At 61.6% G+C, this 21,040-nt stretch carries 21 protein-coding genes; 10 read left to right on the top strand and 11 right to left on the bottom strand.

Going from position 1 to position 21,040, the window contains the following annotated elements:
- The first annotated feature begins 5 nt into the window (after nucleotides 1–5).
- The 7 genes from mltB to AC07SU_RS23255 all read left to right on the top strand — a co-directional run bounded on the left by mltB (nucleotide 6) and on the right by AC07SU_RS23255 (nucleotide 6,508).
- The gene (gene mltB / locus AC07SU_RS23285) at nucleotides 6–1,016 is read left to right on the top strand and encodes a lytic murein transglycosylase B (protein ID WP_176998532.1); all 1,011 of its coding nucleotides are present in this window, start codon (nucleotides 6–8) and stop codon (nucleotides 1,014–1,016) included.
- Nucleotides 1,016–2,014, top strand: coding sequence for a septal ring lytic transglycosylase RlpA family protein (locus AC07SU_RS23280; RefSeq protein WP_176998531.1), 999 nt, complete (start codon nucleotides 1,016–1,018; stop codon nucleotides 2,012–2,014). Before mltB ends, AC07SU_RS23280 begins: the two co-directional genes overlap by 1 nt.
- Nucleotides 2,015–2,198: 184 nt before the next feature.
- The gene (locus AC07SU_RS23275) at nucleotides 2,199–3,356 is read left to right on the top strand and encodes a D-alanyl-D-alanine carboxypeptidase family protein (RefSeq protein ID WP_176998530.1); all 1,158 of its coding nucleotides are present in this window, start codon (nucleotides 2,199–2,201) and stop codon (nucleotides 3,354–3,356) included.
- Between the two features lie 84 nt (nucleotides 3,357–3,440).
- A complete protein-coding gene (locus tag AC07SU_RS23270; RefSeq protein WP_025858241.1) occupies nucleotides 3,441–3,722 on the top strand; it encodes a DUF493 domain-containing protein in 282 nt (93 codons plus the stop codon).
- Nucleotides 3,722–4,369 (top strand): lipoyl(octanoyl) transferase LipB, encoded by a 648-nt coding sequence (lipB, locus tag AC07SU_RS23265; RefSeq protein ID WP_176998529.1) that lies wholly within the window; start codon nucleotides 3,722–3,724, stop codon nucleotides 4,367–4,369. The genes AC07SU_RS23270 and lipB overlap by 1 nt, the downstream gene beginning before the upstream one ends.
- Nucleotides 4,370–4,395: 26 nt before the next feature.
- Nucleotides 4,396–5,397: a lipoyl synthase gene (gene lipA / locus AC07SU_RS23260; protein ID WP_176998559.1), complete on the top strand. Its 1,002-nt coding sequence runs from the start codon at nucleotides 4,396–4,398 to the stop codon at nucleotides 5,395–5,397.
- 181 nt (nucleotides 5,398–5,578) lie between these two features.
- Entirely contained in the window at nucleotides 5,579–6,508 is a 930-nt protein-coding gene (locus tag AC07SU_RS23255) for a S66 peptidase family protein (RefSeq protein ID WP_494998350.1), read from the top strand.
- Nucleotides 6,509–6,633: 125 nt separating this feature from the next.
- Here AC07SU_RS23255 and AC07SU_RS23250 read toward each other — a convergent pair whose 3' ends face one another.
- The 5 genes from AC07SU_RS23250 to leuS all read right to left on the bottom strand — a co-directional run bounded on the left by AC07SU_RS23250 (nucleotide 6,634) and on the right by leuS (nucleotide 12,777).
- On the bottom strand, nucleotides 6,634–7,959 hold the full coding sequence (locus AC07SU_RS23250) for a lytic murein transglycosylase (protein WP_176998527.1): 1,326 nt from the start codon (nucleotides 7,957–7,959) through the stop codon (nucleotides 6,634–6,636).
- Between the two features lie 61 nt (nucleotides 7,960–8,020).
- Complete coding sequence (arfA, locus tag AC07SU_RS23245; RefSeq protein ID WP_071489899.1) at nucleotides 8,021–8,185, bottom strand: alternative ribosome rescue factor ArfA; 165 nt, start codon at nucleotides 8,183–8,185, stop codon at nucleotides 8,021–8,023.
- A 214-nt stretch (nucleotides 8,186–8,399) separates the two neighbouring features.
- The gene (holA, locus tag AC07SU_RS23240) at nucleotides 8,400–9,437 is read right to left on the bottom strand and encodes a DNA polymerase III subunit delta (protein WP_494998349.1); all 1,038 of its coding nucleotides are present in this window, start codon (nucleotides 9,435–9,437) and stop codon (nucleotides 8,400–8,402) included.
- Nucleotides 9,438–9,476: 39 nt separating this feature from the next.
- The gene (locus tag AC07SU_RS23235) at nucleotides 9,477–10,082 is read right to left on the bottom strand and encodes an LPS-assembly lipoprotein LptE (RefSeq protein ID WP_494998348.1); all 606 of its coding nucleotides are present in this window, start codon (nucleotides 10,080–10,082) and stop codon (nucleotides 9,477–9,479) included.
- An 88-nt stretch (nucleotides 10,083–10,170) separates the two neighbouring features.
- Complete coding sequence (gene leuS, locus AC07SU_RS23230; RefSeq protein ID WP_494998347.1) at nucleotides 10,171–12,777, bottom strand: leucine--tRNA ligase; 2,607 nt, start codon at nucleotides 12,775–12,777, stop codon at nucleotides 10,171–10,173.
- A gap of 261 nt (nucleotides 12,778–13,038) precedes the next feature.
- Between leuS and AC07SU_RS23225 the strand changes: the two genes are divergently transcribed.
- Together AC07SU_RS23225 and AC07SU_RS23220 are read left to right on the top strand one after the other, a co-directional pair.
- The gene (locus tag AC07SU_RS23225; protein ID WP_176998523.1) at nucleotides 13,039–13,356 is read left to right on the top strand and encodes a hypothetical protein; all 318 of its coding nucleotides are present in this window, start codon (nucleotides 13,039–13,041) and stop codon (nucleotides 13,354–13,356) included.
- 114 nt (nucleotides 13,357–13,470) lie between these two features.
- The gene (locus tag AC07SU_RS23220) at nucleotides 13,471–14,232 is read left to right on the top strand and encodes a YdcF family protein (RefSeq protein ID WP_494998346.1); all 762 of its coding nucleotides are present in this window, start codon (nucleotides 13,471–13,473) and stop codon (nucleotides 14,230–14,232) included.
- 136 nt (nucleotides 14,233–14,368) lie between these two features.
- Here the strand turns inward: AC07SU_RS23220 and lnt are convergent, their stop codons facing one another.
- The 5 genes from lnt to miaB form a co-directional block, all read right to left on the bottom strand.
- Complete coding sequence (gene lnt, locus AC07SU_RS23215) at nucleotides 14,369–15,892, bottom strand: apolipoprotein N-acyltransferase (RefSeq protein ID WP_494998345.1); 1,524 nt, start codon at nucleotides 15,890–15,892, stop codon at nucleotides 14,369–14,371.
- A gap of 8 nt (nucleotides 15,893–15,900) precedes the next feature.
- Nucleotides 15,901–16,740 carry a CorC family transporter gene (locus tag AC07SU_RS23210; protein ID WP_176998520.1) on the bottom strand — a complete coding sequence of 280 codons (840 nt, stop codon included), beginning with the start codon at nucleotides 16,738–16,740 and terminating at the stop codon, nucleotides 15,901–15,903.
- A 42-nt stretch (nucleotides 16,741–16,782) separates the two neighbouring features.
- Entirely contained in the window at nucleotides 16,783–17,241 is a 459-nt protein-coding gene (ybeY, locus tag AC07SU_RS23205; protein WP_176998519.1) for an rRNA maturation RNase YbeY, read from the bottom strand.
- Nucleotides 17,234–18,238 (bottom strand): PhoH family protein, encoded by a 1,005-nt coding sequence (locus AC07SU_RS23200; RefSeq protein ID WP_176998518.1) that lies wholly within the window; start codon nucleotides 18,236–18,238, stop codon nucleotides 17,234–17,236. The genes ybeY and AC07SU_RS23200 overlap by 8 nt, the downstream gene beginning before the upstream one ends.
- Before the next feature lie 230 nt (nucleotides 18,239–18,468).
- A complete protein-coding gene (miaB, locus tag AC07SU_RS23195) occupies nucleotides 18,469–19,797 on the bottom strand; it encodes a tRNA (N6-isopentenyl adenosine(37)-C2)-methylthiotransferase MiaB (RefSeq protein ID WP_176998517.1) in 1,329 nt (442 codons plus the stop codon).
- Between the two features lie 131 nt (nucleotides 19,798–19,928).
- Between miaB and AC07SU_RS23190 the strand changes: the two genes are divergently transcribed.
- Complete coding sequence (locus tag AC07SU_RS23190) at nucleotides 19,929–20,255, top strand: DUF1820 family protein (protein ID WP_003194436.1); 327 nt, start codon at nucleotides 19,929–19,931, stop codon at nucleotides 20,253–20,255.
- A 128-nt stretch (nucleotides 20,256–20,383) separates the two neighbouring features.
- Here the strand turns inward: AC07SU_RS23190 and AC07SU_RS23185 are convergent, their stop codons facing one another.
- Entirely contained in the window at nucleotides 20,384–20,938 is a 555-nt protein-coding gene (locus AC07SU_RS23185) for a tetratricopeptide repeat protein (protein ID WP_176998516.1), read from the bottom strand.
- Nucleotides 20,939–21,040: the final 102 nt, after the last annotated feature.

Below are 21,040 nucleotides of genomic sequence, written 5' to 3'. Positions count from 1 at the left end.
TGTCAATGCAAGTAATGCGCGGCTGGGCGACTCGGCATGCGTCCTGGATGGGCCTGATCGGGCTGCTGGGCGCGACGCAAGAGGCGCAGGCCGGTGACTACGACGGCTCACCTCAGGTCGCCGAATTTGTCGGTGAAATGACCCGCGACTACGGTTTTGCCGGTGAGCAGCTGATGGGCGTATTCCGTGAAGCCCAGAAGAAGCAGGCGATTCTCGACGCCATCTCACGCCCCGCCGAGCGGGTCAAGCAGTGGAAAGAATACCGCCCGATGTTCCTCACCGACGCCCGTGTGGCGCGGGGTGTGGACTTCTGGCGCCAGCACGAAGCCGTGCTGGCCCGCGCCGAGCAGGAATACGGCGTGCCGGCCCAGGTCATCGTCGCCATCATCGGTATCGAAACCTTCTACGGGCGCAACACTGGCAGCTACCGGGTGATCGACGCCTTGTCGACCCTGGGCTTCGATTACCCGCCGCGTGCCGAGTTTTTCCGCAAGGAACTGCGTGAATTCCTGCTGCTGGCCCGCGAAGAACAGGTCGACCCGCTGACCCTCAAGGGTTCCTACGCCGGGGCGATGGGCTTGCCGCAGTTCATGCCGAGCAGCTTCCGTGCCTATGCCGTGGACTTTGACGGTGACGGCCACATCAATATCTGGAGCAACCCCGACGACGCCATTGGCAGCGTGGCCAGCTACTTCAAGCGCCATGGCTGGGTGGCCGGTGAACCGGTGGTGATCCGCGCCGAGGTGTCCGGGGAGCGCGCCGACGAAGGCCTGACCCAGGGCATCGAGCCGGCCAAGACGGTCGGGGAGTTGCGGGCGCTGGGCTGGTCGAGTCAGAATGCGCCACGCGATGACATGCCGGTGACGGCATTCCGCCTTGAAGGCGAAAACGGCCCGGAATACTGGATGGGCCTGAAGAATTTCTACGCAATCACGCGTTATAACCGCAGTGTGATGTACGCCATGGCCGTGCATCAGCTGTCAGACATGCTGGTCCAAGCACGGGGCAACAAGTAATGCGGGTATCGCCGATCAAACAACCGCTCAAGCTGGTGGCGTTCGCCGCGTTGTCCCTGCTGGTCGTCAGTTGCTCCACCAGCCGTGGTCCGGCGCAGAAGTCCGGCGGTACGGCCATCCGTTCCCAGCCGGGCCTGGACATCAACCGCGCGCACAAAGACGGCGCGCCGTGGTGGGACGTGGATGTCTCGAAGATCCCGGACGCCACGCCAACCCTGCACACCGGCGCCTACAAGGCCAACCCGTACACCGTGCTGGGCAAGACCTATTTCCCGCTGCAAGACTCCAAGACCTATGTCCAGTCGGGCACGGCGTCCTGGTATGGCACCAAGTTCCATGGCCAGAACACCGCCAACGGCGAAGTGTATGACCTGTACGGCATGAGCGCGGCCCACAAGACCCTGCCACTGCCCAGCTATGTACGGGTGACCAACCTGGACAACAACCGCACGGTGATCCTGCGGGTCAACGACCGTGGGCCGTTCTATTCGGACCGCATCATTGACTTGTCCTACGCGGCCGCGAAGAAACTCGGTTACGCCGAAACCGGCACGGCGCGCGTGAAAGTCGAAGGTATCGACCCGGCGCAGTACTGGGCCCAGCGTGGCAAGCCGGCGCCGTTGATGCTCAACGAACCGCAAACCCCGCAGCCGCAAGTGACGGCGTCGGCAGGCAAGATCGAACAGTGGACCCCACCACCAGCGCAGCACGCGCCGGATACGGTGGTCGTGCCCCAGGCAGCGCCGGGCGCCTCCATGGCCGGTGGGCAATACCTGCAGGTCGGCGCTTTCGCCAACCCGGACGCGGCAGAACTGTTAAGGTCCAAGCTCAGCGGCATGGTCAATGCGCCGGTGTTTATCAGTTCCATCGTGCGTAACCAGCAGACCCTGCACCGCGTACGCATGGGCCCGATCGGCTCGCCAAGCGAGGTTGCACAAGTGCAGAACAGCGTGCGCCTGGCCAACCTGGGGCAACCCAGTGTGGTCACCGCAGAATAAGCAGTAGACGGATTGATGGCTCGGGCGCGCATGCGGGCCCGGACCTTGGTTGTTGGCTCGTTGAACAATAAAAACCCAGGGGCAAGGGGTGAGCGGGCAACCGAACACGTGACAGTCTGGAAGCGGGCTGTCTGAATAGTTTTGCCCGCGAGGGCAAGTTTCCATAAGCAATTTCGAGAGACGGATGAACATCACCACCTTAGCCAAACGCACGTGCCTGCTTCTTTCGCTGATCATCACCCCGGCCGCCTGGGCGGTTGAAATGGTGCCGGCTTCCCCGCAACTGGCCGCCAAGGCCTGGGTCCTCATGGATGCCGCCAGCGGCAACGTGCTGGTCGAGAACAACGGTGACCAGCGCCTGCCCCCTGCCAGCCTGACCAAACTGATGACGGCCTACATCGCGACCCTGGAAATCCGTCGCGGCCAGATCGGCGAGAACGACCCGGTCACCGTCAGCGAAAACGCCTGGCGCACCGGCGGTTCGCGGATGTTCATCAAGGTGGGTTCGCAGGTGACGGTGAGTGACCTGCTGCACGGCATCATCATTCAGTCGGGTAACGACGCCAGCGTGGCTCTGTCCGAGCACATCGCCGGCAGCGAAGACGCGTTCGCCGACATGATGAACAAAACCGTGGCCGACCTGGGCATGACCAACAGCCACTTCATGAACCCGACCGGCCTGCCGAACCCAGAGCACTACTCGTCGGCTCACGATATGGCGATCCTGGCCCGCGCGATCATCCGTGTCGACCCGGTGCACTACGCCATTTACTCCCAGAAGGAGTTCTTCTGGAACAACATCAAGCAGCCTAACCGCAACCTGTTGCTGTGGCGTGACAAGACCGTCGACGGTCTGAAAACCGGCCACACCGAAGAAGCCGGCTACTGCATGGTGTCGTCCGCTGTACGTGATGGCCAGCGCCTGATTGCCGTGGTCTTCGGCACCAACAGCGAGCAGGCCCGTGCGGCCGAGACGCAAAAACTGCTGACCTACGGTTTCCGTTTCTTCGAAACCCAGACCTTCTACCAGAAGGGCACCGAGCTGGCGCAGGCACCGGTATGGAAGGGCGCAACCCACCAGGTCAAAGCCGGCCTGGCGGAAGACCTGACCCTGACCATGCCTAAAGGCCAGCTGAAAAAGCTCGCTGCCAGCATGACCATGAACCCGCAGCTGGTTGCGCCAATCGCCAAGGGCGACGTGATCGGCAAGGTCGAAGTCAAACTGGACGACAAAGTGGTGCACAGCGCCGACCTGATCGCCCTGGACGCTGTCGACGAAGGTGGTATCTTCCGCCGCGTGTGGGATAGCATCCGTCTATTCTTCTACAGCTTGTTCAACTGATAGTGTGCACCTGCAAAGCCCCGTGTTGAGCCGACACGGGGCTTTGCCCGTCGCCACGGCTTACGCTTACGAGGCCGTTACGCCATGACCGATAAAGAAGTAGAAGTAAAGGCGCCGAAGATCGAATTCCCAGTGACGGATTATCCCGTCAAGGTGATCAGCGATACCGGCGTGGGCCGCAAGGACAAGATTCTCGAGATCGTGCGCAAATACGCGACGATCAACGACAACCGCGTGGACGAGCGTCAAAGCTCCACCGGCAAATACACCACGATCCAGTTGCACATCGTTGCGACGGATCAGGACCAGCTCTACAACATCAACAGCGAACTGCGGGCCACTGGCTTCGTGCACATGGTGTTGTGATGTCTCATGTCCTGGGCTTTCGCGAGCTCGGCCGGATGGACTACGAGCCCGTCTGGCACGCCATGCAACGGTTCACCAACGAGCGCGGCACCTCGGCTCCCGATGAGATCTGGCTGGTGGAACACCCGCCGGTGTTCACCCAGGGCCAGGCCGGCAAGGCCGAACACCTGCTGCTGCCGGGAGATATTCCGGTGGTGCAGGTCGACCGAGGTGGCCAAGTGACTTACCATGGGCCCGGCCAACTGGTGGCGTACCTGCTGCTGGATGTGCGCAAGCTGGGGTTTGGCGTGCGTGATCTGGTCACCCGCATGGAGGCCTGCCTGATCGAGCTGCTGGCCAGCTACGGCGTGACCGCTGCGGCCAAGCCCGATGCCCCGGGTGTGTATGTGGACGGCGCGAAAATCGCCTCCCTGGGGCTGCGTATCCGCCATGGTTGTTCCTTTCACGGCCTGGCCCTGAACGTGGACATGGACCTGGCGCCGTTCCGGCGGATCAACCCGTGCGGCTATGCCGGACTGGCCATGACCCAACTGAGCGAGCACGCCACACCGATTAAATTTGCCGAGGTTAGTGCCCGGCTGCGTGCGCAGCTCGTCAAACACCTCGACTATGCTGAGCAGACGACCCTTACGGGCGGAATCGACTGATTATGACTACTGATGCAGTGCAAACCATGATCCCGACGGTGGACGTTACAGACCGTCCGGCCCCGGCCCCGCGTGCCAAGGTGGAAGCCGGCGTCAAGCTGCGCGGCGCCGAGAAGGTTGCACGCATCCCGGTGAAGATCATTCCGACCACCGAACTGCCGAAGAAGCCCGACTGGATCCGCGTGCGCATCCCGGTTTCGCCGGAAGTCGACCGTATCAAGGCCCTGCTGCGGAAGCACAAGCTGCACAGTGTGTGCGAAGAAGCGTCCTGCCCGAACCTGGGCGAGTGCTTCTCCGGCGGCACCGCCACCTTCATGATCATGGGTGATATCTGCACCCGTCGTTGCCCGTTCTGCGACGTCGGCCACGGCCGTCCGAAGCCACTGGACGTCAACGAGCCGGAAAGCCTGGCCATCGCCATCGCCGACCTGCGTCTCAAGTACGTGGTGATCACCTCGGTAGACCGCGACGACCTGCGTGACGGCGGTGCCCAGCACTTTGCCGACTGCATCCGTGAGATCCGCAAGCTGTCGCCGAACGTGATGCTCGAAACCCTGGTGCCGGACTACCGTGGCCGTATGGACGTGGCGCTGGAAATCACCGCCGCCGAGCCGCCGGATGTGTTCAACCACAACCTGGAAACCGTGCCACGCCTGTACAAGGCTGCGCGCCCGGGTTCGGACTACCAGTGGTCGTTGACCCTGCTGCAGAAGTTCAAGCAGATGATGCCTCACGTTCCAACCAAGTCCGGCTTGATGCTGGGCCTGGGCGAGACCGACGAGGAAGTCATCGAAGTCATGAAGCGCATGCGCGAACACGACATCGACATGCTGACCCTGGGCCAGTACCTGCAGCCGTCCCGCAGCCACTTGCCGGTGCAGCGTTTCGTGCACCCGGACACCTTCGCCTGGTTCGCCGAGGAAGGTTACAAGATGGGCTTCAAGAACGTGGCCTCGGGCCCGCTGGTGCGCTCCTCGTACCACGCTGACGAGCAGGCCAAGCTGGTCAAGGCGAGCCTGGTTTCTTAATACAGACTTGGGTATCACCGCTGATCCAGTGTGGGAGCGGGCTTGTGTGGGAGCTGGCTTGCCTGCGATAGCATCACCTCGGTGCACCAGATACACCGAGGTGCCGGCATCGCAGGCAAGCCAGCTCCCACACAAGCCAGCTCCCACAGTTCGTTTTGCGACATAACCAGGGAGAACATGGATGACCACTCAACTCGCGGCCGCCGTACCCGCGTTGCGCTCTGAAGGCACCATCGCCCTGATCGCCCCCGCCGGCCCCGCCGCACTGGACGTCGACAAAGCCAACCAATGGATGCGTTCCCGTGGCTACGCGCTGCGCATCTTCCCGGGTGTCCATGAAAGCGACGGCTACCTCGCCGGCAGCGATGACGTCCGCCTGCGTGACCTGCACGCCGCCTTCGCCGACCCCGATATCGATGCCATCTTCTGCCTGCGCGGTGGCTACGGCACACCGCGCCTGCTGGATCGCCTGGACTTCGACCTGTTGCGCGCCAATCCCAAGCCCTTCGTGGGGTACAGCGATCTCACCGCCGTGCACCTGGCCATCAGCCGCTACGCAGGCTTTGTGACGTTCCACGGGCCGATGTTCAAAGTCGACCTGTTGGGCGACAAGCAACAACCGACCGAGTCATCACTGTTCAGCCTGCTGCGCGGCCAATTGGGCGCTGGCAGTGAGCTGGCGCACCCGGTGGCCTACCCGTTGACCACTGTCGAGCCTGGCATCGCCTGTGGGCGCTTGCTGGGGGGCAACCTGTCGATGATCGCGGCAGTCATGGGCACCGCCTTTGAGATCGATGCAGAGGGCATCATCCTGCTGATCGAAGACGTCAACGAGCCGATCTATCGGATCGACCGGCTGCTCACTCACTTACGGTTGGCGGGCAAGCTGGATCAGGTGGCGGGTGTACTGGTGGGGGATGTGGCGGGAGTAGGCAGTGCCGCGCTGGAGCGACTGCTCAAGCAGACCTTTGGGCCGTTGCGCATTCCAGTGCTGGCCGGCTGGCGCAGTGGGCATTGTGATCCGAACCTGACCTTGCCGATGGGCGCTTTGGTGCGCCTGGATGCGGGGGAGCAGCGGTTGGTGTTGGAGCAGGATGTGGTCTTTAAATAATTGCTGCCTGTGATGGCCTCTTCGCGAGCAAGCCCGCTCCCACATTCGACCGCATTCCAAAGGATGTTCACGGTTAAATGTGGGAGCTGGCTTGCCTGCGATAGCGGTAGCCGCCATAAGCAGCTCTAGCGGTTTTGCAGGGATTCGAGCAGCTTCACCGTCGGATACCCATCCGCCGGCCAACCCAGTGCTTGCTGCGCCGCACGAATCGCCTTGCGCGTATTCGCACCGATAATCCCGTCCGGGTTGCCGGCGTCATAGCCTTTCGCACTCAGCGCTGTTTGCAGATCGATACGCTGGGAGCGACTCAGCGGCAATTCATCCTTCGGCCAATCCCCACGAATCACACCGCCGCCACCAAACCGTTCCGACAACAACCCAACCGCCAGGGCGTAGGACGACGAGTTGTTGTACTTGAGGATCGCGCGGAAGTTATCCAGCACCAGGAAGGCCGGCCCACGGTAGCCAGCCGGCAGTAGCAGTGCAGCAGAGAGCTGGCTGACGTTCGGCGGCAGGCTCGCGCCAGGCGGCAATTGAATGCCCAGGCTCAGCCACTCGGCGACGGTCTTGCGCACGCCGCCATCGGCTAATGCGTAGTCGAAATTCGACGGCAGTTGCTTGACCTCGAAACCCCACGGCTGGCCCTTCTGCCAGCCGGAGCTTTGCAGGTAGTGCGCGGTGGAGGCGAGGGCGTCGGCCGGGCTGTTCCAGATATCGCGGCGACCGTCGCCATCGAAGTCCACGGCGTGAGTGTTATAGGTGGTCGGGATAAATTGGGTCTGGCCCATGGCGCCGGCCCAGGAGCCTTTCATCTGGTCGGCCTGGATGTCGCCGTGCTGGATGATCTGCAGCGCTGCCAGCAACTGAGCCTGGGCGAATGCCGGGCGCCGGCCTTCATAGGCCAGGGTCGCCAGGGAGCGGATCACTGAGTTGTTGCCCTGGAACTGGCCGAAGTTGCTTTCCATGCCCCACACCGACACCAGTGCCTGGCGATCGACGCCGTAACGCTGTTCGATGCTTTGCAGGATGTCGGCGTATTTGATCAGCAGGGCCTGGCCATTGCGCACGCGTACCGGCGACAGGGCGCCGTCGAGGTATTCCCACACCGGGCGAGAAAACTCGGGTTGGCTGCGGTCGGCGCGAATCACCGCCATGTCGGGTGTGACACCGGCGAAGGCGTTATCGAAGACGGCAGGTGTGATGCCAGCCTTCAGGGCTTCAACGCGAAAGCCCGCCTGCCATTCGGCAAAGGTCTGGGTCGGTTGGATGTCGAGATTGTCCACGGCTACGGGAGGCACGACAGCGGGGGCAACAGCCGGTGCGGTCTGGAGCTTGGGCAGGGGTTGAGCGTCGGCGGCGGTGGGTTTTTCCGCGCAGGCGACGAGCAGAATAAGGCTGGAGGCAGCGATCAATTGGCGAAGGTGCCAACGACGGGAAAGACTAGAGGGCATGCACAGGTCCAGGGATTACAAATCAGGTGCAGACCTTATCATGCCGGAGGGGCGCTTGCCTTCAGGCAGCCAGAAAGTAAGAAGCCTCCCAGCTTTTAGACTGGAAGGCTTCGCGGCGGTAGCTGCCTTTGCCCTTGCCGGCGCGTTCCTGACGGCTGCGGAACAGTGGCTGGGCGATGATGGATTTGGCCTTGTTCGGGCCATGCTTGGATGGCTTTTTGCTCATGGTCGGTACTCTCTGGGTGGGGTGGAGCGGTGCAAATCATCTGCCGAAGTTGGGCGGCTGTAAAGGCTGGCACCTCTCAGAAATTGTAAATGCGCTCAAAATGTGGGAGCTGGCTTGCCTGCGATAGCGGTGGGCCAGCTTGCATCTCTGCGACTGATACACCGCTATCGCAGGCAAGCCAGCTCCCACAGGGGAATGCAGTGTCTGGGAGGCATTATTCGGCGGGGAGTGCCAGACGCTGGCCGGCCATCAGCAGCGACAACCGGCTCAGGCTCATCCATGGAGAACCCGCCGCCTGCCCCTTGATCTGCGCATCGATGCGCTGCGCCTCCAGCAACAGCTGCGCCCAGCGTTGCGCCGAGTGCCGTTGCAGCGCCTTGCTCATCAGGGGTTTGCGTTTGTCCCAGACAGGCGGCTTGGCCTGGCTGAACGCCTTGTCCAGCGGCGTGCCCTGGCTGTATTGCAGGGAAATGTTGGCCAGCACCCGCAGCTCCCGGGCCAGGGCCCAGAGAATCACCGGTGGCTCCACCCCTTCGCCGCGCAGGCCTTCGAGCATGCGCAGGGCGTGGGCCGGTTCGCCGTTGAGGATCGCATCCACCAGCCCGAACACGTCAAAGCGCGCACTGTCGGCCACCGCGCCTTGCACGGTTTCGACCGTGATCTGGCCGTCTTCGGCCATCAGCTTGAGCTTTTCGATCTCCTGGGCGGCAGCGAGCAGGTTGCCTTCGACCCGGGCGGCGATCAGCTCTACCGCATCCTGTGTCGCCGACAGCCCCGATTGGGACAGGCGTTGGCGAATCCACTGCGGCAGTTGGCTGCTGTCCACCGGCCAGATCTGGATGAACTGGGTTTGCGCCCCTTCCACCAGGGCTTTGCCCCATTTGGTTTTCTGCGCACTGCCGTCGAGCTTGGGCAGGCTGATCAGCAGTACCGTGTCTTCGGCGGGACGTGCGCAGTATTCCATCAGGGCCGACGCGCCCTTGTCGCCCGGCTTGCCGGACGGCAGGCGCAGTTCCAGCAGGCGTTTTTCGGCAAACAACGACATGCTCGCACCGGCTTGCAGCAGCGTCCCCCAGTCGAAACTGGCGTCGGCGCTGAACACCTGGCGTTCATCGAAACCTTGCTTGCGCGCAGCGCTGCGAATGGCGTCGGCGGCTTCCTGGCACAGCAGTGGGTCATCGCCACTGACGATGTACACAGGCGCGAGGCCACCTTGCAGGTGTTTGGCGAGTTGGGCGGGGGCGAGTTTCATAGGCGGGTCGAACGGGGCGCCAGAGGCGCCCCGTCTGGTTTACTCGACAGGGACTTCAACAGGCGACTGTTTCGGCGTGTTGTCTTCGTACTCTTGTGCCGCTTTCAGCGCGTCAGCATCGGCCTTGGCCTTGTTGTCGGCGGTTTGCTGCAGGGCATCGAGTTGTTGCGGGGTGAACAACGACAGGCGCAGGACCATGCGTTGCACCAGCTCACGGCGCATTTCCTTGCGGACCTGGATGATTTCCGAGTCCGAGCCCACCAGGTTGTTGCCATCGTGGGTAACGATTTTCTGTACCTGGATCTTGTCGGCCATCAGCGGCAAGTGATCACGGCCCTGGATCTGGAAGAACAGTTCGGTGCTCAGTTCGACTTCCGAAGAGCGGCCGGCACTGGCGTAGCTCAGGTTGCGCTGGGTTTCTTTTTCATCGGCCAGGAACAGCTTGTAAGGCGCGCCGTTATAAACGTGCACACCGCTGTTTTCCAGGACCTGACGCAACTGAACCACGGTGGTGCCGTAGGAGTCGCGGGCGCTGACGTCCAGCTCCTTGATCGTCAGATCGTCGGTGCCGGTGCCGCGCAGCTGGAAGCCGCAAGCGCTCAGAAGAACGGCGAGGCCCATCACCAGCAAATTGCGTTTGATCATTTTGTTGCTCCCCTTGAAACCATGTGGGCCTTATCGAGGCCCTAAAGGTTTAGTTCGGCGCAGGGCTCAGGCCCAGCGCCCGATCCGATTAGCTAGCGACGATATTGACCAGCTTGCCAGGCACCACGATCACTTTGCGGATCGTCAGGCCTTCGGTAAAGCGCAGCACGTTTTCGTTGACGCGGGCGGCCGCCTCAACGTCTTCGCGGCTGGCGCTGGCCGGCATGTCGATCTGGCCGCGCAGTTTACCGTTGACCTGGATGACCAGTTGCAGCGTGTCCTGAACCAGCGCGCTGTCGTCCTGTACCGGCCAGCGTGCGTCGATGACGGCATCGCTGTGGCCCAGGCGGTTCCACAGGTCGTGGCTGATGTGCGGCGTGATCGGTGCCAGCAGCAGGGTGACCGTTTCCAGGCCTTCCTGAATCAGTGCGCGGTCCTGCTCGGTGGCTTGCGGCGCTTTTTCCAGCACGTTCATCAGGGTCATCACCTGGGCGATGGCGGTGTTGAACTTGTGGTTCTGGCCCACGTCCTGGCTGGCTTGCTTGATGGCCAGGTGAGTGCTGCGGCGAATGACTTTCTGCTCGTCGCTCAACGCTGCCACGTCCAGCTTGCCCGGCAAGCCTTGGCTGATGTGGGCGTGCGCCAGGCGCCAGACGCGCTTGAGGAAGCGGTGCGAGCCTTCGACGCCGGAGTCGGACCATTCGGCGCTCATGTCAGGCGGCGAAGCGAACATCATGAATAGGCGGCAGGTGTCGGCGCCGAACTGGTCGATCATCGACTGTGGATCAACACCGTTGTTCTTCGACTTGGCCATCTTCTCGGTGCCACCGATCTCTACCGGCAGGCCGTCGGCGATCAGCTTGGCGCTGATGACCTTGGCTTTGCTGTCGCGCTCAAGCTCGACGTCGGCCGGGTTGTACCAGGTGTAGGCACCGTTGGCTTCGCGGCGATAGTAAGTCTCGGCGACCACCATGCCCTGGGTCAGCAGGTTCTTGAACGGCTCATCGGAACTCACCAGGCCTTCGTCGCGCATCAGCTTGTGGAAGAAGCGCGCGTACAGCAGGTGAAGGATGGCGTGTTCGATCCCGCCGATGTACTGGTCGACCGGCAACCAGTGGTCGGCCGCGGATTTCTCCACCAGGCCGCCTTCATAGTGCGGCGAGGCGTAGCGGGCGTAGTACCACGACGACTCGACGAAGGTGTCCATGGTGTCGGTTTCACGCTTGGCAGGCTGACCGCATTTGGGGCAGCTGCACTCGTAGAACTCGGGCATGCGCGCCAGGGGCGAGCCTGCGCCGTCCGGCACCACGTCTTCCGGCAGGACGACCGGCAGTTGGTCTTCGGGGACTGGCACGTCGCCACAGCTTTCGCAGTGGATGATCGGGATCGGGCAGCCCCAGTAGCGCTGGCGGCTGATGCCCCAGTCGCGCAGGCGGAACTGGGTGCGCGAGGCGCCCAGGTTCTTCTTGATCAGTGCCACTTCCATGGCGTCGAAGGCGCCCTGGAAATCCAGGCCATCGAACTCGCCGGAATTGATCAGGGTGCCGTGCTCACCGTAGGCGTCTTGCCACGGCGCCGGGTTGGTGTCGCCGGAACTGGTACGCACCACGGATTTGATCGGCAGGCTGTACTTGGTGGCGAATTCAAAATCGCGCTCGTCGTGGGCCGGCACTGCCATTACGGCGCCATCGCCGTAGTGCATCAGCACATAGTTGGCGACCCATACCGGCAACTTCTCGCCGGTCAGTGGGTGCTCGACGAACAGGCCCGTTGGCAGGCCTTTTTTCTCCTGGGTGGCGACGTCGGCTTCGGCCACGCTGCCGCCTTTGCATTCGGCGATGAACGCCTGCAGCTCAGGGTTGTTCTGCGCGGCCTGGGTGGCCAGCGGGTGTTCGGCGGCCACGGCGACGTAGGTCGCGCCCATCAGGGTATCGGGGCGGGTGGTGAAGACTTTGAGTGCGCCCGCTTCGCCGATCGAGTCGACGTTGTACGGGAACTGCACTTCCATGCCCTTGGATTTGCCGATCCAGTTGCGCTGCATGGTCTTGACCTGTTCAGGCCAGCCCGGCAGGTCGTCGAGGCTCGACAAGAGTTCATCCGCGTAGGCGGTGATCTTGAAGTAGTACATGGGGATTTCGCGCTTTTCGATCAGCGCGCCGGAACGCCAGCCGCGACCGTCGATCACTTGCTCGTTGGCCAGTACGGTCTGGTCCAGCGGGTCCCAGTTCACGGTGCCGCTTTTCTTGTAGATCACACCTTTTTCGAACAGGCGGGTGAACAGCCATTGTTCCCAGCGGTAGTAATCCGGCTTGCAGGTGGTCACTTCGCGGGACCAGTCCACCGCCAGGCCCAGGCTGCGCAGCTGGGTCTTCATGTAGGCGATGTTTTCGTAGGTCCACTTGGCGGGGGCCACGTTGTTTTTCATCGCGGCGTTTTCCGCCGGCATGCCGAAGGCGTCCCAACCCATGGGTTGCAGGACGTTCTTGCCTTGCATGCGCTGGTAGCGGGAAATCACGTCACCGATGGTGTAGTTGCGCACGTGCCCCATGTGTAGCTTGCCGCTGGGGTAAGGGAACATCGATAGGCAGTAGTAAGTCTCCTTGCCTGGCTGTTCACTGACTTCAAAGGACTTTTGCTCGTCCCAGAAGGTTTGGGCGGCATTTTCTATTTCACGGGGCTGATATTGTTCGTGCATGGCTACTTTTGAACTGAATAGGGGTGGCCTAATCCTCTTCGGTGCAACATTCAGGTTCATCGACACCAAAAAGCGGCGCGTCCGTGCCCAAACCCTGCGGGAAGTGGAGTTACAGGAAGCGCCGTAGCATACATGACCCCACTCTATCGAGGGAAACCCTGATTGCGCTGCCAGGGCCGTCTGTCGCGGCGCCAGGCGTGCGCAGCCATGGGGACTACGCTGTTTAGTGGGGAGCAAGTATTTCTTCAATGAGGTGAGGGGATGGTTGAATCGCAGCGAACTTTAACGAAACCGCAGTTGTATGAGGGACTGATCGACCGATTGGGTCGGGCATTGGATGCCGCAAGAACCGCAGGCCGTTTGCGTGATGAGCGGCCTCTGGAGCTGGAGTTGCGAGGCTTGAGCCAGGCAGAACTTGAACTGATCAAGGTTTACCTGGAATTGAATCACCACCGCGCCTCTCCTGCGCAGGCTTCCCCGCCTGCTCAAGAGCCCTCGCGTTCGGCCAAGGTGATCTGGCTGAAGGACTTGTCTGCCGGCCGCGGCCCGGAAAAGCTCCGAGCCGTTCGGAGCAAGTGAAGCACAGCGTTACCCGTTAGCCTTCTCACTGTGTACTGTCACAGAAAGTGTGTAGGTAAAGATTGTCGCTAAATCCCGTTGCATCTAGGCTTCGGGCATCTATGGAGATGCCCGATGCCTATTCGTTATTTCATTAAACAATTGCTTTTGCCGCCTGGCATTTTCTTGCTGTTGCTGGCGTTTGCCTGGTGGTGCAGAAAGCGCCGGCCGCGCCTGGCGGGTTTCTGCTTTGCCGTAGGGTTTGGCGGAATGTGGTTGATGAGCCTGCCGGTGGTGGTGCAATGGGGCGCGCACGCGCTGGAGACCGAGCCGCCGCTGGCCCGTGAAGAGTGGGCGACGCTGGCCCAACGGGCGGATGCCATTGTGGTGCTGGGCTCGGGGCGTGAACGTGGCGACCCTGCGTGGGGCAGCGACCAGCCCACCGGTATTGGGCTGGAGCGTCAGCGGTATGCCGCGCGGCTGGCCAAGGCGTCGGGGCTGCCGGTGCTGACCACCGGGGGGTTGCACTATGGCACGCCGCCGAGTGAGGCCGAATTGATGGCCGTGTCGATGAGGGATGATTTCGGTGTAGACGTGCGCTGGAAGGAAGAGCGCAGCCGTACTACCTGGGAAAACGCCCAAATGAGCGCTGAGATTCTATTGCCCCAAGGCATCAAGCGCGTGGTGGTGGTGACCCAGGCGTGGCATATGCCGCGGTCGGTGTGGAGCTTTGAAAAGGCGGGCTTCACGGTGGTGCCGGCGCCGGTGGGGTTCCTGGGCGTGGATAACGCCCGGCCGCTGGGCGGCTGGATGCCGGAGTTCGTGTCGGTGTGGCGCAGCGGGCAGTTGATCAATGAGGCGGTGGGGCAGGTGGGTTACCGGCTGTTTTACAAGTAACACCGTAGGGCAAATGTGGGAGCTGGCTTGTGTGGGAGCTGGCTTGCCTGCGATAGCATCACCCTGGTGCATCTGATACACCGAGGTGTCTGCATCGCAGGCAAGCCAGCTCCCACATTGGTTGTATGTGTGTCAGTTAGACGGTTTTGGCCATCCGCCCCGCCAGCAACGCCCAGCCAAACAGCCCCAGGCACAGGATGATCAACGGCCACGAACGCCATTGCAGGTACGGCGTGAGGTTGTGCATCGGCACCACTTCGCCATACAGAATGCCGCGTTCGAATTGCGGGATCTGCGCGGTGATCTGCCCGAAGGGGTTGATCAGGCCAGTCACGCCATTGTTGGTGGCGCGGATCATCCAGCGCCCGGCTTCCAGTGCGCGCATCTGCGCCATCTGCAGGTGCTGCAACGGGCCAATGGAGCGGCCGAACCAGGTGTCGTTGCTGATGGTCAGCAGCAAGTCGCTCTGGGCTGAGAGGCCTGCGGCGAACTCCGGGTACACCACTTCGTAGCAGATGAACGGCGCAATCTGATAGCCCTTGGCCTGCAGCATCGCCTGGTCGGACGGGCCGCGAGCGAAGTCCGACATCGGCAGGTCAAAGAAGGCGATCAAGCCGCGCAGCATGTCTTGCAGGGGGACGTACTCACCGAATGGCACCAGCTTCTGCTTGAGGTAAGTGCCGTCGCCTTCACCCACCACCGTGATGCCGTTGAAGTAGCGCTTCTGGTGGTGCACTTCCTGGCGGATCGGCACGCCAGTGATCAGCGCGGTATGCCGGTCGGCGGCAAACTTGCCCATCATGCCCAGGTAACCTTCCACCGACTCCTTGAGCACCGGCACCGCCGTTTCCGGCCATACCAGCAGGTCGACGCGCTTGGAGCTGAAGCTCATGTCACGGTACAGCGCCAACTGCGCGTTGAGTTGTTCCGGGTCCCACTTCATGCTTTGTTCGACGTTGCCCTGGATAGCGGCGACGCTCAGCGGCGCGCCGGACGGGGTGGTCCAGGCGTGATGCTTGAGCGCCAGGCCAATCGCCCACGGCGCTACCAGCAGTACCAGGCCAGCGCCAATAAAACCGTTGCGCTTGCTTGCCAGCAGGCGCGGCAGGTTGCACAGCACGGCGGCGGTCAGCGCCAGCGCAAACGAGATCAGCCACATACCACCCAGCGGCGCGAGGCCGGTGAGAGGGCCGTCGAGCTGGCTGTAACCGGAGTAAAGCCACGGGAAACCGGTGAGGAACCAGCCGCGAAACGCTTCCTGGCCTACCCACAACGCTGCAAAGGTCAACGCATCGGCCAGCGGCGCCTCATTGCGCCGCAACCAGCGTGCCCACAGCCAGGCGGGCAGGGCGAAGAACCAGGCAATGGCGGCGGTAAACAGCAGCATCAGGAAACCGGCCAGCAACACCGAAGCGCCGCCGAAGTGGTGGATGCTGTAGTAGATCCAACTGGTGCCGGCGCCAAACAGGCCGAAACCGAAGCACCAGCCACGGCCCAGGGCCTGGCGTGGTGTCAGTTCCCGCAATCCGACATAGAACAGGCCGACCGCCACCAGTGCAAACGGCCACAGGTCGAACGGCGCCAGCGCCAGGGTGGTGATGGCGCCGGCCACCACGGCCAGCAAATTACCGGGCCAGCCGGGGCGGGTTAGGCGCTGCATGTCATTCCTTAGCGGGCAATAGGGGTCAAGCGGATCAAGTGAATACGACGGCTATCGGCATTCAGGATGCGGAAGCGATACGCGCCAATTTCGGTGGTTTCGTTACGTTTTGGCAGGTGGCCAAACGCACTCATCACCAGACCGCCCACGGTGTCGAACTCATCGTCGGAGAATTCGCTGTCGAAGAACTCGTTGAAGTTCTCGATCGGCGTCAGCGCCTTGACCAGGAAATCACCACTGGGCAGCGGCTTGATGTAGCTGTCTTCTTCGACGTCGTGCTCATCTTCGATGTCGCCGACGATCTGTTCCAGTACGTCTTCGATGGTGACCAGGCCGGCTACACCGCCGTATTCGTCGATCACAATGGCCATGTGATTGTGATTGGCGCGGAACTCACGCAGCAACACGTTCAGGCGCTTGGATTCAGGTACGAAGGTGGCCGGACGCAGCAGGTCCTTGATGTTGAAGTTGTCGCCGTTCTCCTTGAGGATCAGCGGCAACAGGTCCTTGGCCAGCAGGACACCCATGACGTCGTCATGGCTTTCGCCGATCACCGGGTAGCGCGAGTGCGCCGAGTCGATCACGGCCGGGAGGAATTCCCGTGGGGTCTGGTTCGCCTTGATGCTGATCATCTGCGAGCGCGGGACCATGATGTCCCGAACCTGCAGGTCAGCCACCTGGATGGCGCCTTCGACGATGGCCAGCGCTTCGCTGTCCAGCAACTTGTTCTGATGGGCCTCGCGCAGAAGCTCCAGCAGCTCCTGGCGGTTTTTCGGCTCGTGGGCAAAAGCCTGGGTCAATTTACCCAGCCATGACTTCTGCCCGTTGCTCGATCGGTCTTCGCTCATAGCGATTACTCTGAATCCTTTATTGTTACAGTTGAGTGTTTTTTAAGCTTCGTCGTCCGCATACGGGTCCGGATGACCCAATTCTGCAAGCAACGTTTGTTCCAGTGTTTCCATTTCCTCGGCTTCGTCATCGTCTATATGGTCGTAACCCAAGAGATGCAAGCAGCCGTGGATGACTAGATGGGCCCAGTGGGCCTCAAGTTCCTTGCCTTGTTCCTTGGCTTCACGTTCCACCACCGGTACGCAGATCACCAGGTCGCCCAGCAGCGGGATATCCAGTAACTCATCCGGTACGTCGGCGGGGAAGGACAGCACGTTGGTCGCGTAATCCTTTTGGCGCCAGGTGTGATTCAGTTCACGGCCTTCGGGCTCGTCTACCAGGCGAATGGTCAGTTCCGAGTCGGCGGTGCGCTGGCGCAGGGCCAGGGCGCACCACTGGCGGAACTGTTCTTCGCTGGGGGCGGGTGCATCGGAGGCGACTTGCAGGTCAAGCTCAAGCATCGTGGCGCACATCCTTGGCGGGGGCGTCGTCACGGTGCTCGAAGCGCTCGTAGGCCTCGACAATGCGCTGCACCAGCGGGTGGCGCACGACGTCCTTCGGCGAGAAGTGCGTGAAACTGATGCCCGGTACGTCCTTGAGCACTTCAATCACATGGCCCAGGCCCGACTTGGTACCCCTGGGCAGGTCAACCTGGGTAATGTCGCCGGTGATAATGGCCGTGGAGCCGAAGCCGATGCGGGTCAGGAACATCTTCATCTGCTCGACCGTGGTGTTCTGGCTTTCGTCGAGGATGATGAAACTGTTGCTCAAGGTGCGACCGCGCATGTAGGCCAGCGGGGCGATCTCGATCACCTGGCGCTCGATCAGCTTGGCCACGTATTCAAAGCCAAGCATCTCGTACAGCGCGTCGTAGAGCGGGCGCAGGTACGGGTCGATCTTCTGGGCCAGGTCGCCGGGCAGGAAGCCGAGTTTTTCACCCGCTTCGACCGCCGGACGTACCAGCAGGATGCGGCGCACTTGCTCGCGCTCCAGGGCATCCACTGCACAGGCCACGGCCAGGTAGGTCTTGCCGGTACCGGCTGGGCCGATGCCGAAATTGATGTCGTTGCCGAGGATTGCCTTGACGTACTTCTGCTGATTCAAGCCCTTAGGGCGAATCATGCCTTTCTTGGTTCGCAGGGCCACGCTGGCTTCGGCCACCGGGTTGTTGGCCAGGTCTTCCACGGCCGATTCCTGCAAGTACAGGTGCACGGTTTCCGGCGACAGCTCACTGCCCTTGGTTTCGCGGTAGAGGCGGCGCAGCAGGTTTTCTGCCGATTTTGTGGGCTGGGTTTCACCGATGAGCTCGAACTGATTGCCGCGGTTGCGGATCTCGATGCCCAGGCGTTGTTCGATCAGGCGCAGGTGCTCGTCGAACTGTCCGCACAGGTTGGCGAAACGGCGAGCCTCAAAGGGCTCGAGGATAAAACGATGGGGTTCTGCAATGGGTGCGTTCAAGGTCGCTTTTAGCCGCCCTTTGGCTGTTGAGGTGAAAGAGAGAATAACGCCAGCTGCTTGTGTGCGAAAGCACTTAAATCGGCTGGCCTCGATCTCAATAACAATGAAGAACCCCTGTGGGAGCTGGCTTGCCTGCGATAGCGGTAGATCAGTGCCCTATGTATCAGCTGACCCACCGTTATCGCAGGCAAGCCAGCTCCCACATTTTGATCTTCATTTGTTTACAGGGATTAGTTGATCAGTGAACCGCGCAACGAGTGCGGTTGCGCCGCATCGATGTGCACATCCGCAAACTGGCCGATCAAGGTTGGATTGTCGCAGCGGAAGTTGACGATTCGATTGTTCTCGGTGCGGCCCTGCAGCTCGCCCGGGTCCTTTTTCGAATAGTCGGTGACCAGGATGCGCTGGATCGACCCGACCATTTGTCGGCTGATCTCGAACCCTTGCTGGTTCAGGCGATGTTGCAGTGCATTGAGGCGCTCTTTTTTCAGCGCTTCCGGGGTCTCGTCCGCCAAATCGGCCGCAGGCGTGCCTGGGCGCTGGCTGTAGACAAAGGAGTAGGAGAAGTCGAAACCGACGTCTTCGATCAGCTTCATGGTCTGCTCGAAGTCTTTCTCGGTTTCACCCGGGAAGCCGACGATAAAGTCCGAGCTGATGCAGATACCCGGCACGGCGGCGCGCAGCTTGCGCAGTTTGGATTTGTATTCCAGCGCCGTGTGGTTGCGCTTCATCGCCGCCAGGATGCGGTCCGAGCCCGATTGCACCGGCAAATGCAGGTGTTTGACCAGCTCTGGCACTTCGGCGTGGGCCTGGATCAGGCTGTCGGAGAACTCCAGCGGGTGCGAGGTGGTGTAGCGGATGCGCTCGATGCCGTCTACGGCCGCCACCACGCGGATCAGCTCCGCCAGATCGGCCAGACGCCCGTCGTGGGTCAGGCCGCGATAGCCGTTGACGTTCTGGCCCAGCAGGGTCACTTCACGCACGCCGTTTTCGGCCAGGTGGATGATTTCCGACAGCACGTCGTCAAACGGCCGGCTGACTTCTTCGCCACGGGTGTAGGGCACCACGCAGAAGGTGCAGTACTTGCTGCAACCTTCCATCACCGACACGTAGGCGCTCGGGCCGTCGATGCGCGGTTCGGGCAAATGGTCGAATTTTTCAATTTCGGGGAACGACACGTCCACCTGCGGCAACTTGCTAATGCGCGCGGCGTCGATCATTTCCGGCAGGCGGTGCAGGGTCTGCGGGCCGAAGACCACGTCGACATAGGGCGCGCGGTCGCGGATGGCGGCGCCTTCCTGGCTGGCCACGCAACCGCCGACGGCGATCACCATGTCCGGGTTGGCCAGTTTCAATTCACGCCAGCGGCCCAGCTGGGAGTACACACGGTCCTGGGCCCGCTCGCGGATCGAGCAGGTATTGAGCAGGATTACGTCGGCATCTTCGGCGCGGGCGGTGACTTCCAGGGCCTGGTGTTCGCCCAGCAGATCGACCATGCGCGAGCTGTCGTACTCGTTCATCTGGCAACCGTGGGTTTCGATGTAAAGCTTCTTGGCCATGGGAATCGTCAACTGGTGGTAAAGAACCGCGCATTATAGGGGGCATGCCCATTGGTTCCTAGCGTTGTGCATCGGGTGCCATGCTATAGTTCGCGCCCTCTTTTATATCCCCGATGTGTTATTCGCCCACCATGACCAAACGTGAAGCTCCAATCTACAAGGTGATTTTCCTCAACCAGGGCCAGGTGTTCGAAATGTACGCCAAGCAGATCTATCAGAGCGATCTGTGGGGTTTCCTGGAGGTGGAAGAGTTCGTCTTTGGCGAGCGCACCCAGTTGGTCGTCGACCCGGGCGAAGAGAAGCTCAAGGCTCAGTTTGAAGGCGTTGTGCGCAGCTTTGTGCCAATGCATTCGATCGTGCGCATCGATGAAGTGGAGCGCCTGGGTACGCCGAAGATCAGCGAGGCCCGGGGCACCAGCAATGTGATGCCTTTCCCGATGCCAATGCCTGAAAAGTAAGGCTTTAGACCGCGTCGCGGCCTTCGCAGGCAAGCCAGCTCCCACATTTGAATGCATTCCAACGTTGGAACTCGGTCAAATGTAGGAGCTGGCTTGCCTGCGATAGCGGTAGAAGGGTTTAGCTGAAATCAGGGGAGGGGTGAGAAGGGCGAACGCCCATCGGCACTCTGCAATTCCTGCAGATAGTTACGGAAAATCTGGCCCAGCACCTGGGTGGCCACTTCCAGTTCATCGCGCTGCATGTGCTCGGCGACTTCGTCGGCAGTGTCCAGCGCATCTTCAGCGCCGTTGACCGCGGCCATCTTCAGCACGATATACGCCTGAACGTTGTTGGCTGGCACGCCTTCGCCCTTGAAGAACATGTTGCCCAGCTCGAATTGCGCCTGGGCATGGCCCTGCAACGAGGCTTTCTCGAAATAGCTCAAGGCTTTGTTGAGGTCGCGGGCGGGGTTCTTGCTGTCGTGGTAGTACTCGCCCAACTCGTATTGCGCCTGCGCATCCCCGCCGTCGGCCTGTTTCTGGCACGCGCTCAGGGCTTCGGCCTGGCTGTCTGGCTGGGTATTGAGGGTGCAACGACCCATCGCTGGGATTAACAACGAGTTGCCGCCTGCTTGTGCATGTGCCAGCAGCGGCTGAAGGAGCAACAGGCAGCCCAGAACCAGGGTGCGGCCGGTGCGTTTCATGGGAATCGACTTACCTCTGACGGGGCACGCGGACCCTCGGGGGTCCAATAAGCGCGCATTATGAAATAAGCAGGCCTCTGCTTACAAAGTCTTTACTCGTTT

It is taken from the genome of Pseudomonas sp. GW821-FHT05H12, assembly GCF_059419385.1.
The sequence above is the reverse complement of the archived record's forward strand: the minus strand, read 5'-3'. Positions and strand labels throughout refer to the sequence as shown.